8 protein-coding genes are annotated in these 14,822 nt (G+C 42.4%); 1 reads left to right on the forward strand and 7 read right to left on the reverse strand.

Features of this window, described 5'->3' with window-relative positions; genetic code table 11:
• Nucleotides 1–6: 6 nt before the first annotated feature.
• The 4 genes from DEAC_RS00150 to DEAC_RS00165 form a co-directional block, all read right to left on the reverse strand.
• The gene (locus tag DEAC_RS00150; protein ID WP_047808029.1) at nt 7–2,925 is read right to left on the reverse strand and encodes a heavy metal translocating P-type ATPase; all 2,919 of its coding nucleotides are present in this window, start codon (nt 2,923–2,925) and stop codon (nt 7–9) included.
• 42 nt (nt 2,926–2,967) lie between these two features.
• Nucleotides 2,968–3,306, reverse strand: coding sequence for a metal-sensitive transcriptional regulator (locus tag DEAC_RS00155; protein ID WP_047808030.1), 339 nt, complete (start codon nt 3,304–3,306; stop codon nt 2,968–2,970).
• A 470-nt stretch (nt 3,307–3,776) separates the two neighbouring features.
• Nucleotides 3,777–6,629: an FAD-binding and (Fe-S)-binding domain-containing protein gene (locus DEAC_RS00160; RefSeq protein WP_053006228.1), complete on the reverse strand. Its 2,853-nt coding sequence runs from the start codon at nt 6,627–6,629 to the stop codon at nt 3,777–3,779.
• 19 nt (nt 6,630–6,648) lie between these two features.
• On the reverse strand, nt 6,649–7,134 hold the full coding sequence (locus DEAC_RS00165) for a ferritin family protein (RefSeq protein ID WP_047808032.1): 486 nt from the start codon (nt 7,132–7,134) through the stop codon (nt 6,649–6,651).
• Nucleotides 7,135–7,500: 366 nt separating this feature from the next.
• Here DEAC_RS00165 and DEAC_RS00170 point away from each other — a divergent pair, with 366 nt between their 5' ends.
• The gene (locus DEAC_RS00170) at nt 7,501–8,841 is read left to right on the forward strand and encodes a UbiD family decarboxylase (protein ID WP_047808033.1); all 1,341 of its coding nucleotides are present in this window, start codon (nt 7,501–7,503) and stop codon (nt 8,839–8,841) included.
• Between the two features lie 229 nt (nt 8,842–9,070).
• Here DEAC_RS00170 and DEAC_RS00175 read toward each other — a convergent pair whose 3' ends face one another.
• The 3 genes from DEAC_RS00175 to DEAC_RS00185 all read right to left on the reverse strand — a co-directional run bounded on the left by DEAC_RS00175 (nt 9,071) and on the right by DEAC_RS00185 (nt 14,679).
• The gene (locus DEAC_RS00175) at nt 9,071–9,430 is read right to left on the reverse strand and encodes a DsrE family protein (protein WP_047808034.1); all 360 of its coding nucleotides are present in this window, start codon (nt 9,428–9,430) and stop codon (nt 9,071–9,073) included.
• A gap of 293 nt (nt 9,431–9,723) precedes the next feature.
• A complete protein-coding gene (metH, locus tag DEAC_RS00180) occupies nt 9,724–13,362 on the reverse strand; it encodes a methionine synthase (protein WP_047808035.1) in 3,639 nt (1,212 codons plus the stop codon).
• Nucleotides 13,363–13,770: 408 nt separating this feature from the next.
• Nucleotides 13,771–14,679 carry a LysR family transcriptional regulator gene (locus tag DEAC_RS00185; protein WP_047808036.1) on the reverse strand — a complete coding sequence of 303 codons (909 nt, stop codon included), beginning with the start codon at nt 14,677–14,679 and terminating at the stop codon, nt 13,771–13,773.
• Between the last annotated feature and the right edge of the window lie 143 nt (nt 14,680–14,822).

The raw sequence follows: 14,822 nt of genomic DNA on the forward strand, positions 1-14,822 counted from the left end.
CAAGACTTACGCCGCTAGCTTTTTATCATAGTTTTTGAGGAGCAGAGAACTTGTTACAACCGAAACGGAGGAAAAGGCCATAGCCAGTCCAGCCCATTCTGGGGGTAATAATTTACCGGTAATCGGATAGAGCACGCCGGCTGCTATGGGAATACCAATGGTGTTGTATATCAGGGCCCAAAAGAGATTTTGCTTAATTTTCCCTAAAGTTTTTCGTCCCAAGCGAATGGCACGCTCAACATCAAGCAAGTCATTCCGAACTAAAACAACATCACCGGTTTCTTTCGCAACATCTGTACCGGAACCGATAGCTATGCCGATATCGGCCTGAGCCAAAGCGGGTGCATCGTTAATGCCGTCACCGACCATAGCAACCTTCAGCCCTTGATCCTGAAATTTTTTAACGATATTAATCTTATCCTGGGGCAGAACCTCAGCAATCACCTCGTCAATTCCCACTTGAGAGCCCACAACCTTAGCCACTTTGTTATTATCCCCGGTAATCATAAACGTCTTGATTCCTAAATCATGCAAACGAACAATGGCTTCTTTGGTGCTTTCCTTGAGAACGTCGGCCAGAGCAATCAAGCCAATAACTTCTCCACCTAACGCTACAAAGCTTGTGGTTTTTCCTTCTTCAGCCAAACGCTGGAAGTCACGCTCTGAAGAACCTAAGTTGGCGTTATATTTTTGGATCAATTTGATATTTCCAATCAGCATTTGCTTGCCTTGGTAAGAACAGATAATTCCGTGACCGCTTTCTTCCCGATAATTCTGGACTTCTTCGATGGCTGCACCTTCATCTTTAGCCCGGCTAACCACTGCCTGGGCCAGAGGATGAATCGAAGGATTTTCTCCGGCTGCTGCCACTTTAAGAACGTCTTTTTCCGTATAACCATTGAAACCTATGATGTCGGTCACTTCCGGCCTTCCTTTTGTAAGCGTACCTGTCTTGTCGAATCCAATGGCCTCAAGTTTAGAAATTCCTTCTAACACCGCTGCGGATTTAAATAAAATCCCTCGGTTTAACCCCACGCCGCTTCCCACCATTACTGCCGTCGGGGTTGCCAACCCTAAAGCACAAGGACAAGCGACAACAAGTACAGCAATTCCAGCTGTTAAAGCGAAGACAAAGCTGCTATGAATTAGAAAATACCAGATCAAAAACGTAACGAGTGCAATGGAAACAACAGTAGGAACAAAATAATTCGCGATGGTATCGGCTAAGCGCTGAATCTCGGGTTTAACTCCCTGGGCATCTTCAACCATCTTTATGATTCCTGAAAGCATAGTGTCTTTGCCTGTTTTCGTTGTCTTTACCTTAATCGTTCCTGAGGAGTTGATCGTGGCTCCGACAACCGGGTCTCCTACTCCTTTGTCAACGGGGATCGATTCCCCCGTGATCATTGCTTCATCAATACTGGCTTGACCTTCGATGATTTCACCGTCAATGGGGATTTTTTCACCGGGTTTAATGACGACGATATCTCCGATTTTCACGCTGGAAGCAGGAACTTCCTTTTCCTCACCATTATCGAGGATTCTTGCTTTATCGGCCTGGAGTTCAAGCAGTCGTTTTAAGGCTTCCCCTGCGCGCCCCTTGGCTTTAGCTTCCAGATATTTGCCGAAACGAATAAACACAATCAATAAAGCGGAGGTATCAAAAAACGTGGGGCCTTTGAAGAAGATTCCGGGAAATGTTGTCATGAAACTATAGGCGTAGGCTGCTGTTGTCCCTAAAGCTACCAGGACATCCATATTCGCGGAACGGTTCTTTAAAGCATGGTAGGCTCCCCGATAAAAGGTCCAGCCGGCGGTAAATTGAACAATGGTAGCCAAAACAAACATTAGATATACACTCGTTTGACTCATCTTGAGATACATGAGAGGCATAATGGGGGCCGAAAGAACAGCACTGAAGATCAGCCAATAAAGTTGCTTTTTAACCGTTTGATCCTCGCGGTTCTCTCCTTTCTGTTCAACAGGAGTATAGCCAGCATCCCTCACCTGCTCGAAAACTCCCTGAAGGTTAATGACACTCGGGTTATACTCAACACTGACGGTCTCTGTGGCAAAATTTACAGTGGCAGAGTTTACGCCCGGTGTGTTCTTCAATTTCTTTTCAATGGTTAAGGCACAGTTAGCGCAAGTCATGCCATTGACTTTAAACTGTTGCTTACCTTCCTCTCCGCCTTCACTATAAGCTCCATAACCTAAATCTTTGACTTTGGCTACGACGTCTTCTGTCTTCACAAGGTTCGGATCGTATTCTATGGCCAGCTTTTCCGAGGCAAAGTTCACAGATGCCCGAGTTACGCCTGACATTTTTCCAATACCTTTTTCGATGGTCAAAGCGCAATTGGCACAAGTCATACCCGTAAGTTTAAACAGCTTTTCTCCTTTATCTTCAGTCGGTTTGTTGGTGGTGAGCGGAGGATTTTGCTCTCCCTCATTTTCCTTTAAATCCTCTTCCGGTAGAGGTGACAATGAATACCCCGCTTCCTCGACCGCCTGCCGGATATCTGTTTCATTTACCTGACTGGGATCGTAATCGAAATTGGCTTTCGAATCGTCTAATGAAACCTGTACGTTTTCCATTCCCGGCAGCTTTTCTAAGGCCTTACTTACCCGGTTCACGCAATGCTGACAGGTCATTCCATACACTGAAACTTGACCGGGTATTTTAGTGGAATCCTCTTTAAATTCCGGATCATCCACCTCGTAACCTGCCTCCTCAATCGCATGGTGAATAGTCTCACGATCAGTTAATGATGGTTCCCAGTTAAAGCTGGCATTTTCTTCGTTTAAAGAAACCTGAACATTGTTCACTCCGGGAAGACCTTCCAAGGCTTTAGTAACATGCTTAACGCAGTGCTCGCACGTCATGCCCCGAACGTTAATTTTTAAGGCTTGTCCTTTGGTCATAAGTGATCACCTCAATCTCAATCTCAATCTCAATCTCAATCTCTATCTCATCATCCTGAAAATTGTATTAAGGACTTCATCGATAACTTCATCATCGTTAGCATCAAGACGCTCGCGAACGCAGGATTTCATGTGTTTTTCAAGCAGAAGCTTGGAAACGCCATTTAAGGCGGACTGTACAGAGGAGATTTGATTCAGTATATCGTCACAGTACACATGTCTTTCAATCATACCCTTTATGCCGCGAACTTGACCTTCTATTCGATTCATACGGTTAGACAAATCTTTAATCGTTTTTTCACTGTGATGACTTGTCCGGTTATTTTCATTGCTCGTCTCTGAGCAACACCCGCACGATTGGATGTCTTTATCTTCATTCATTGAATTCACTCCTTTGTCTATGAACCTATAGTATACCCCCCTAGTCTATTTGTCAACGCTTCATACATATGAAAGCTTTTCCTTCTTACAATATAATAATGTACAAGTTCCTTGATCTATCCCTTGGCCCAACTCCGAAGAAAAAAGCCCTTGAAAATTATCAAGGGTATCATGCAAAATAAGAGCAGAATCAGCTTACTTCTATTCAATTTAAAAGCCCATAACTTTCGTAAGCTAACCTTCGTCATTTCTGATGGCAGTCCCAACAATAGAGCTTTACCCCAACGTATGTATGACATCTTTGGCAAAATTGCTCTTCGTTGGAATGAAATAAGAATCTCTTTATGATCTTAGGGTAACTCCAAGGCGAGAACAAGTAATGAAAATTAATGTGAATTTTTAATGAACAAAAAAATACAAGGGCATAGCAAACTTTGTTCGCAGCGCCCTTGTTATTAAAGCATATAGATTCAGCGTGGATTAGTGCACTTATCTACAAGGTAAACAATTGATTGATAGCTAATACCACTATGATAGGAGAGCCCGATTTCACAGGTTCTGCTATTGGAATAACCAGCCTGACAGTTTTCAGGGAGAGAATCTTTCAAAGCCGCTAAGGCCGAACGATTTAGTTCCGGAAACGTGAAGCCGCGATCTCCGGCAAACCCGCAGCAATGAACATCTTTGGGCATGATAACATTTTCAGCACAGGCATGGGCTACAGTATAAAACTTCTCTTTCAGATTCATCTTCACCGAACTGCAGGTTACATGAATAGCAATTGTTTCTTTCCGCTGATTGAAAGTCAAACGATCAAGCAAATAGTCGTGAATAAATTCAACGGGTTCATAAAGTTTTAACGAGTGCATCACACGCTTCATTCGATATAAACAAGGGCTTGTATCACACAGAATAGGATATTTTCCTCCTTCACTTGCTGCAAATAACGCTTTCTCCAGCTCAGAGCTTTTCTGATCAGCGGTCTCGAAAAACCCCTTGCTTTCCCAAGGCATACCGCAGCAAAGTTTGTCCATAGCGGGAGGATAAATCACTTCATAACCGGCTTTGTCCAAAACAGAGAGCATGGCCTCACTCAAACTCCTCTGATCAAGATCGTTTTTGGCTGCTCCCATGGAACGGCTGATACAGCTGGGGAAATAGACAACTTTCCTCCCATCTTTCCCACCGGTATGCTTAAGGGAGGAAACTCTGCCAGCTTTAGGCATCCACGGGTTCCAGAGAGGAATCGCGTTCCCGGAAATCTTTCTCGCACCTTGGGTTAAACCCTCCATCAGCTTCGTGCCCAAAATACTGTGAACTCCATGGACAGTACCCAGCCCTAAACGCATGACTCCCGTTACACCAGTCATATGATTAGCTAGACTTTCCGCAATTCTGCGGCTGTTAGCTGTTGTCTCTTGAGAACGCAAAAATTTAATGTAGTCCCCCGTATTGATTCCTAACGGACAGCTCGTTGCACACAAGCCATCGACAGCACAAGTTTTATTGCCGGAATAGGCGAAGTCTTTCTCCAGACGAGATAAGCGTTGGGGGTCTGCTCCTGTTCGGCGCAATTCCTGAATTTCTCGCTGCACAACAATCCGCTGTCTTGGGGTTAAGGTTAAATTCTTAGAAGTACAAATATCTTGACAAAAGCCACAGTTTGTACAGGTATCAATAATCTTATGGGCTTGGGGCATATTTTTGAGATTTTCCACATAGACGTTAGGATTGTCATTAATAATAACACCTGGATTAAGGAGGTTATCCGGGTCAAAGGTCGCTTTAAGCAGTTTCATAAACTCATAAGCCTTTTTCCCCCATTCCACCTCCACGAAAGGAGCCATGTTGCGGCCAGTACCATGCTCAGCTTTCAGGGATCCGCCAAAACGATTGACAACCAAATCACTGACTTCTCGCATTAGTCCTTCATAACGGGGTAAATCCTCCGGACGACCGAAATCTTGAGTAAATACAAAATGCAGGTTTCCATCAAGGGCATGTCCGTATATAATAGCATCCTGATAAGCATACTTGTCCAAAATTCCCCGCAAGGCCAAAGTCGCTTCGGCAAGGTTCTTTTTAGGGAAAGCAACATCTTCTATGACTACCCCAGTCCCCAAAGCTCTTATCGCGCCGACAGCCGGAAAAATTCCTTTGCGAATATTCCAGAGGTTCTCATACTCAGCCTTAACATCAGTGAAACTCAATGGCAAAACGGTCGGAATTTCTCTGAGCAGATCTTCCACAGTTGTAATAGTTTGCTGCAGTGATTCTTGATCAGCACCCCGTACTTCAACAAGCAAAGCCGTGGCTGTCGGAGAAAGAGTTTTCAAGTACTCAGGCATACCAGGCTTTTCTTCCATAGTTTTCAAAGAAATCCGGTCCATTAATTCGGCGGCAGATACTGTTTGTCTGTCCAATTTTTGCACAGCTAAGCAGGCTTGTTCCATATCGGGATAGATGATTAAGGCAGACGCTTTATGCTTATGCTCCACGACGGTATGATAAGTAATCTCTGCTATAAAACCCAACGTTCCTTCGGAACCAATCATGAGATGTTTGATAATGTCAATGGGGTTTTCAAAGTCCACAAAAGCATTGAGACTATATCCTGTTGTATTCTTGATTTTGTACTTGTGGCGAATTAAAGCTTCAAGCTCAGGGTCAGACATGATTTGAGCTCTTATTTCGCGGATTTTGCTAACCCAAACAGTATGAGAATCCAGAAAACTCGAGCAAGATTTCTGATCTTCGGTGTCCAACATAGTTCCATCGCCGAAGATTACTTTCATCTCCGCAACAGTTTGATAACTGTTGTCTGCTGTCCCGCAGCACATGCCGCTGGCATTGTTGGCGGCAATGCCGCCAATCATCGCATGATCAATTGATGCTGGATCAGGTCCGATCTTTCGGGCATATTGAGCTAAATAGCGATTTGCTTCAGCTCCAATAATCCCTGGCTCCACCGCTATCTTGTTACCTTCATCCAAGATGGAGCAGCCCCTCCAAGACCCTTGCAATACCACGAGGACAGAATCCGTCACTGCTTGTCCCGAGAGGCTGGTGCCTGCTGTTCGAAAAGTTACAGGCACCTTATATTCCAGGGAAGCATTCAATATGTGTTTGACCTCCGCCGCATCGCGCACTTTGAGAACAATTTTGGGAATTAAACGATAAAAGCTGGCATCAATCCCATAGGCCAATGTATGCAAAGGGTCGCAGAAACGACGATCGGCGGGTATATATTGGGCTGCTCGTTCCCAAAAACCTTGATAAGGTTTTGCTAAATTCGCTGCATCAGCTTTCTGATCTTCGTTCAATGAAATCGCCCCGCCCTCTCTACTTGATTAAAAACAAGGCATTTATTTTTTTGATGTGTTCTTTTTCTTCATTCAACAAGTCTTTTACTATATCTTTGCCTGTATTATTAACAAAGTTTTCGAACTCTTGAAAGATCATGATAGAGTCCTTTTCGAAGCTCAAAGCGAAGCGCAAAATATCCAGATCGGTTTTTATTCCTTTAACCAGGTCTTCAACATTATTCAAGTTAAAAATATGGTTATTTACAATTGACGTTAAATAGTCTCCATATTCCCCGGCATAACTTTCATTGGGTATAAATTCCTTAGAAAGCCTTTCGCCTAATTTCTCAAAGTCTTTTAAATGTTTTTCTTCTTCCTTCGCGAGATAAGCTAAGACCTCCTTGAGTTGAAGATCTTGGGCATAGGAGAGAGCTTTTTCATAAAATTCCTTTCCCGATTTCTCCATTTCAAGCGCCAGCTTAATAATTTCTTCACCTGTAAAGTTAACAATACTCCAAGACATCATGATCCACCCTTTCTCTTCCTAATAGATTATGTGATGTAGGATATGTAAGAAACAACAGAATAGTTTTGTTTTTATTTTATAATTATTATAAATATAAGTCAATAATATTTTGACAGCAATTTAAAATTAATTATTATATAGTTTTTGATTCAGTGAACTAGAAGTGGGGGGCTTAAAAAATGGATCAAAGACTTTTCGTAACAAAGTAAGTTGAGATAACGACTTATGCCTTAATATAGATATGGCTTTATAATTTCAGAATCTGTGATGAACTCAAAATATCTTCATATAATCAATTAGAAATTAAATTATAGAAATTCTCTTCGACTACCTCCCATTGCTCAAAAGAAAGGTGAGTATGTTATGGTGGTTAACTCATTACGAAGCTGGCTGCATCAATTGCGTCAAGAAGGCAAACTCAAATATGTCAATCGAGAGGTCGACCGCCGTTACGAATTAGCGGCTGTCTCTAAAAAGGCGGATGGTTTATATTGCCTTCAGTTCAATCATGTGCGCGGCTCAAATATCCCTGTCGTTACAAATATAGCTCATAGCCGAGATCTTATTGCGCTGGCGCTCGGCGTTCGCAAGGAAAAGCTGGCTGAACATTTTGCCTGGGCCCAAGGCCATCCTGGTCAGTGTCAATTAATCCCCCCGGGTCAAGCACCTGTTAAAAGCAAAATAATGCAGCCTGATTTAAGGAGCTTACCAATCGTCATCCACCACGAAAAAGACGGGGGAGCATTCATTACCGCAGGCTTGCTGATAGCCAAAGATCCGGAAACCGGCATACGCAATGTTTCTATTCACCGTTTACAGATGTTTTCTCCCAAACACCTAGGAATCCTCATGCTTCCTAGACATCTGAGGCAGATTTATCAAAAAGCCGAAGCTATGAACGTCCCGCTGGATATTGCCATTGTTATCGGTGTAGATCCTATTCCTCTGCTTGCATCCCAAGCGCAAGTGCCACTCGGTTATGATGAATTTGCTGTTGCTGCTGCACTTTACGGCCAACCTTTTCCCATGGTGCGCTGCGAGACCGTGAATCTCGAAGTTCCCGCTCAGGCCGAGATTGTCCTTGAAGGCCGAATGCTGCCCCATGTTCGTCATATGGAAGGACCCTTTGGCGAATTCCCCAAAACCTATACTCCCTCATATCCCAAACCCATGATTGAACTTACAGCCATGACTACGCGCAATAATCCGATCTACCACACCATTGTCCCCGCCAGTAACGAACATTTTTTAATCGGAGGGATTCCCCGCGAGGGCGGTTTATTTGAAACAATGAGCAAGACTGTCACTTGCGTCAGGCATGTTCGTTTCACTCCAGGAGGTACTTGTCGTTTCCATGCTATTGTATCCATCGCTAAGAAATCAGACGAAGAACCTAAAAATGCTATTTTAGCTGCTATTAACGGCAGCCAGGATATCAAACATATTGTAATCGTCGATCAGGATATCAATATCTTTAATAATTTAGACGTCGAATGGGCTATTGCCACTAGAACCCAAGCGGCTCGTGACGTTATTATCGCCCGTGATCTGCCCGGCAATCTTCTGGATCCTTCGGCAAGAAATTCCATAAGTGACAAAATGGGGATTGATGCCACGGTGCCGCTGGGGCATTACGAACGTTTTGCCAAAATGCATATTCCTGGTGAAGAAAAAATTGTGCTCAATAATTATCTGAGCAACTGAGAATCATAATGGTTTTATCCACTATCATATGACTCCTGCTTCTGCTTCTACACTTTCGTCACCGAAACCACGGTGTTCAGCTTTAGCTGAACGAGTTTACTATGGATTTTAACGTATAAAAAAATCGCCCACTGTGATTACTCATTGGTGTTAGCACAGTGGGCGATTATTATTTTTTGTAAAAAATGGCAATACTCTGCTTTACCTAGCATTAATTTGCAATAATTAATCAAGGCTTTATATAACAATATCCTTCATTTTGTTTTACAACAAGTTCTATTACTCCGGCTGGAACGGTTTCAACGTAATCATAAAGATTATCCTTTTTTAGATTATTGGCCACTAAGGCATTGTGGCAGGCTGCAAACTTGACGCCCTGTTGATTCAAGCTTTCCATGATCTTAACATCATTATCAAAATCTAAAGCATGCTGATTTTGATCATAATACTTTACCGCCTCGGCATTTGCCAAGACCTCAACAAAATAATTATCCTCACCCGATGCTTTTAATAAATTGCTTACATTCGTTAATAACAGTTTCCATTTCGTCATTTCGTCGATATGAAATATAACCTTATAGTCTTTCATTACATTATCCCCTTCTAGAATTTGTTGGACGGCTCAATAATACGTCCAAGCTCCAAAAATATATGTCTATTATATTCATTCCTACAATTATCTACAATATTTTTGTCCTATTTTAGGAAAAAATCCGCCTGCTCAGTGAACACGTTCAGCTAAAGCAGAACATCGGGGCTTCAGATACAATAATGTCCAGTGGACATTATTGCCGAGCCGCCTTTCCCAACTGGAATACCTTGCGGCGAAGGAGGACTCTACTTTAGTAAAAGGCTGTTATAGCGAAGAAATCTATACCTTTCTTAAATAATGGTACCTAACATTTTCTTAAGCTCTTTAAGATCCTTTTGGGTACGTCTGGCGTAATCGTGCATTTGATCCTTATCAATTCTATGAATATCAAAATAGTTGGCCTGGTATGAACTGAAGTACAAGCCGCAAACACTAGCCACAGGGTCCATCATATAATGGTCTGTTAAGCTGACACCCGTATTTTTTTCTCCCTCTAATAGGTGAAACAGCTTGGCTTTTTCACTATGATCTCTAAGACAAGGATAGCCAAAAGCAGGCCTGATTCCATGATAAGATCCTTTAAATAAAGTTTCAGGTTCTGACATTTCATCTGGAGCGTATCCCCAATAATCCTTTCTGACATGATAGTGTAACAACTCAGCGAAGGCCTCGGCCAGCCTATCCGCAAGAAGCTTCACCATAATTGCTCCATAGTCATTGCCTTGTTCTTTAAGTTTCTCGGCAAACTCTTTGACTCCTATACCCGCCGTGACAATAAAACCGCCTAAATAGTCAGTCTTGCCGGACTCTTTGGGGGCTATATAATCAGCTAAGCAGCGATAGACCTTATCGTTGACAACGGTTTGCTGCCTTAACATATTGAAGGTTGTAACCCTTCCTTGATGATACAATTCAATATCATCGCCTTGAGAGTTGGCAGGAAAAATACCGCAAACAGCATTGGCTGTCAGTATTTCTTCTTTCTCTAGTAGGTCTAACATTTTGTTAGCATCGGCCAAAAGCTTTCGGGCTTCATCACCGTATTTAGGATCTTCCATAATTTTAGGATAGGCCATTCCCATATCCCAGGCTACAAAGAAATAAGACCAATCGATATAGGCTCTTAATTCGCTCAGAGGATAATTTTTCAACAATTTGGTGCCAATAAGGTTTGGTACCCTGATGGATTCTTCATTCCAATTTATCTCAAATTTCTTTTCCCTGGCTTCAGCGAGAGGCAGCAGCTTTCTTTTGGCGTTCTCATAGTTTTCTCTTAACGTTTGGTATTCATTGTCTATCTCCTTTAAATAGCCCTTGACCGTATTTCTATCAACAAGCCTTTTGGCAATTTCTACGGATTTCGAGGCATCAACGCTATAAACGACACCTCTTGAATAGTTAGGGGCAATTTTCAAGGCTGTGTGAGTTTTAGACGTTGTGGCACCTCCAATCAGCAAAGGAATCTTAAACTCTTGCCGTTCCATTTCCTCCGCCACATGACACATCTCTTCCAAGGAAGGGGTGATCAGTCCGCTCAGGGCGATAATATCTGCATTTTCTTTTTGAGCCGTCTGGAGAATTAGTTCAGTGGAAGCCATAACCCCTAAATCAATGACTTCAAAATTGTTGCAAGCCAGGATCACTGCAACGATATTTTTACCGATGTCATGAACATCACCCTTGACCGTAGCCATCACGATTTTTCCAGCGCAGTTTTTTGCGCCTGTCTTCTTCTCAGCTTCTATATAGGGTAATAAACAGCTGACTGCCTTTTTCATAACTCGCGCACTCTTCACGACCTGGGGGAGGAACATTTTACCGTCTCCAAATAAGTTTCCGACCATCTTCATGCCTTCCATCAACGGTCCTTCGATCACCTCTTCAGCTCGGGCATATTGCCTTCTGACTTCCTCAACATCTTCATCAATAAATTCGGAGATACCCTTGACTAAAGCATGAATGAGCCGGTGTTCGCAGTCTTGCTCTCTCCAGGCAAGATTATTCTCGGTTTGGTTTCTGCCCGTCGTCTTATAGTTTTCCGCAAAAGACAAGAGTCTTTCCGCGGCATCAGGCATCTTGTTTAAGACGACATCTTCGACCGCTTGGAGAAGTTCCTGATCGATTTCATCGTAAATTTGAATCAGACCAGGATTAACAATCGCCATATCCAGACCGGCAGCAATAGCATGATATAAAAACACAGAATGCATAGCTTCTCTGATGGTATTATTTCCTCGAAAAGAGAAGGATAAATTACTTACCCCTCCGCTCACTTTGGCAGAGGGAAGATTATCTTTAATCCATTTTACGGTATTAATAAAATCGAGCGCATAATTATTATGTTCTTCAATGCCTGTGGCTATGGCTAAAATATTCGGATCAAAAATGATATCTTCTGGGGGGAACTTCACCTTATTCACCAATAAATTATAGGCTCTTTGACAAACGGCTATTTTCCGTTCAAAAGTATCAGCCTGCCCCTGCTCGTCAAATGCCATCACGACTAGGCCTGCGCCATGCTTTTTTATTAACGCCGCTTGCCGGATAAACTCCTCTTCTCCGCCTTTCAGGCTGATGGAATTAACAACAGCCTTTCCTTGAATGGCCTTTAAACCAGCTTCGATGACCTCAAATCTCGAGGAATCAATCATCACCGGAACTCTGGAAATCTCCGGTTCAGCGGCAAGAAGCTTGAGAAAACGATCCATTTCATGTTGAGCATCAAGAAGTCCGTCATCAAAGTTTATATCAATGATTTGAGCCCCATTCTGTACCTGTTCCTTAGCGATTGCTAACGCTTCCTCATAGTTTTTCTCTCTGATTAAGCGGGCAAATTTCGCTGATCCGGATACATTCGTTCTTTCCCCAATATTGACAAAATTATTTTCTTTCTTAATGGCTATAGCTTCCAATCCGCAAAATATCGTCTCTTTTTCGAGCAGAGGAATTCTTCTTGGTTTGATTCCTTTTACAGCTTCACTGATCGCTTTAATATGGGCAGGTGTGGAACCACAGCAGGCCCCAACAATATTCAAATGTCCTTCTTCTGCTAATTTCCTGACTAGAGCTGCTGTTTCTTCCGGACGTTCCTCATACTCCCCCAGTGAGTTAGGCAAACCGGCATTAGGGTGAAAACTTATATATCGATCTTGCGATTTTGACAGGTATTTTAAGAAAGGAATAAGATCCCTGGCACCAAAAGAACAGTTTAACCCTATACCAAGAATCCCCTCTCCCCTAAGAGTGTGAGCGAAGGCCTCCAGGGTTTGTCCGGATAAGATGCGGCCACTTTTATCAGCAATTGTTCCCGAGATAAATACGGGCAAAATGATACCTTTTTCCTCACAAATATTTCGAGCTGCGACAACTGCAGCTTTAGCATTTAAAGCATCAAAAATCGTTTCGATTATAATAATATCCACTCCGCCGTCGGCAAGACCTGCGATCTGTTCTCGGTAAGCGAATTCAAGTTCGTCAAAGCTTATATTTCTGAACCCTGGGTTTTCAACATCCGGGGAAAGAGACGCTGTTCTATTGGTCGGTCCCACTGACCCGGCTACAAAACGCGGTTTGCTTGGGTCAATCTCTGTAAACAAATCGGCCTGGGCTTTCGCCAGCTTTGCCCCCTGATGATTGAGTTCATAGATCTTTTCCTCCATCCCATAGTCCATCTGAGATATTCTTGTGGCATTAAAGGTATTTGTCTCGATTATATCGGCGCCGGCTTCCAAATAGCTTCCATGAATTGCTTGAATGATCTCAGGATGAGTAAGATTTAGCAGGTCATTATTCCCTTTTTGGTTTCTCTGACAAGAACACGTTCCTCTAAATTCCGGTTCCTGTAAATTGTATCCCTGGATGCAGGTTCCCATGGCTCCATCTAAAACAAGAATTCTATCCTTTAAATAAGTCTCAATATTGTATCTCATCTGTAAACCTCCTCGATCATTATATCTGCAACGGAATGTTATAACTATGAAGTGAACTCTTCAGCTTCAGCTTCAGCTTTAGCTTACCGTTATGACTTCAGTGACAAAAGTGTCCTGCGGACACTTTCGCTGAAAGCGCCTAGCCCATGATAAATGATGTCGCGCTAAAGAATGGACTTACCTCTACCGAAGTAAGGTATGGGAATACCGCTCCCACTTACTAGAAGTGGGACTCTTACATTTAGATAAATACACCCAATCTTGCAAGAAAGGTTTCTCGATTAGATTTACTATACCATCGAACAATGGATATAAAGTAACTCTAAAAAACTATGGCTTGTTATAGTTTAAAACTATAACAAGCCATTTCTTACTCAAACTTGTCACATAGGGTTTCTGTTCTTAGAATCAGTGATAATCTTGAATTACCTTCTCCAATTCCTGCACATAAGCAGCTGCCAGCTTGCTAAGTGTTACATTCTTATGCGAAATCCAGCCTACTGTTATTGTCTCGTCAATATTCAAGGGCACGGCGATAATGTTATTGCCGTTAAGGTCTGCACTTAAAACGCCGGTGGAAATGGTATAGCCGTTTAAACCAATCAAGAGATTAAAGAGTGTTGCCCTGTCACTCACGCGAATATTCTTTTTATGGGTTAACGTACTGAGAATTTCCTCAGAAAAATGAAAAGAATTATATTGCCCTTGTTCAAAAGATAGACAAGGGTAAGGATCCAGATCGTCTAAGCTAACGTTTGCTTGCTTGGCCAGCGGATTTTTAGCGCTGATAAAAACATGAGGCTGTGCTTGGAATAAAACAGTAAATTCCAGATTGCTTTCTTTCAAAAGCTTATTAATGACCTTGTTATTAAAGTCGTTAAGATAGAGGATACCGATTTCACTGCGGAGATTTTTTACATCGTCCAAAATTTCATAAGTTTTTGTTTCCCTTAAGGTAAACTCATAGTCTTCTAAAGCGTATTTTTGGATCAGATTTACAAAGGCATTAACTGAAAAAGCATAGTGCTGAGTTGAAACCGAAAAATGTTGAGGAGATGGCTTAGCATCCAGGTACCGGTTTTCCAACAGTTCTATTTGTTCTATAACCTGCCGGGCATAACCCAAAAATTCCGTTCCCTCCACAGATACATTAATTCCCTTGTTAGTCCGCTCGAAAATAGTGATCTTAAGCTCTTCTTCCAATTCTTTGATGGCCATGGAAAGACTGGGCTGAGATATAAACAATCGCTTGGCGGCTTCATTAATCGAGCCCCAGTTTGCAATTTCAATGGCATATTTGAGCTGTTGAAATGTCATCCTTCCCCCCCTATTCTTCGTTAAACTACTTCGTGCTTTTAATGATACAGTATATCGGAATTCTTATAAGAATACTAGTGATTAGTGAACTCGTTCAGCTAAAGCTGAAGCAAAAATGTATCTTCGCAAAAAAAGTACCCTTC

Origin of the sequence: Desulfosporosinus acididurans (genome assembly GCF_001029285.1) — a bacterium.
Classification (GTDB): domain Bacteria; phylum Bacillota; class Desulfitobacteriia; order Desulfitobacteriales; family Desulfitobacteriaceae; genus Desulfosporosinus; species Desulfosporosinus acididurans.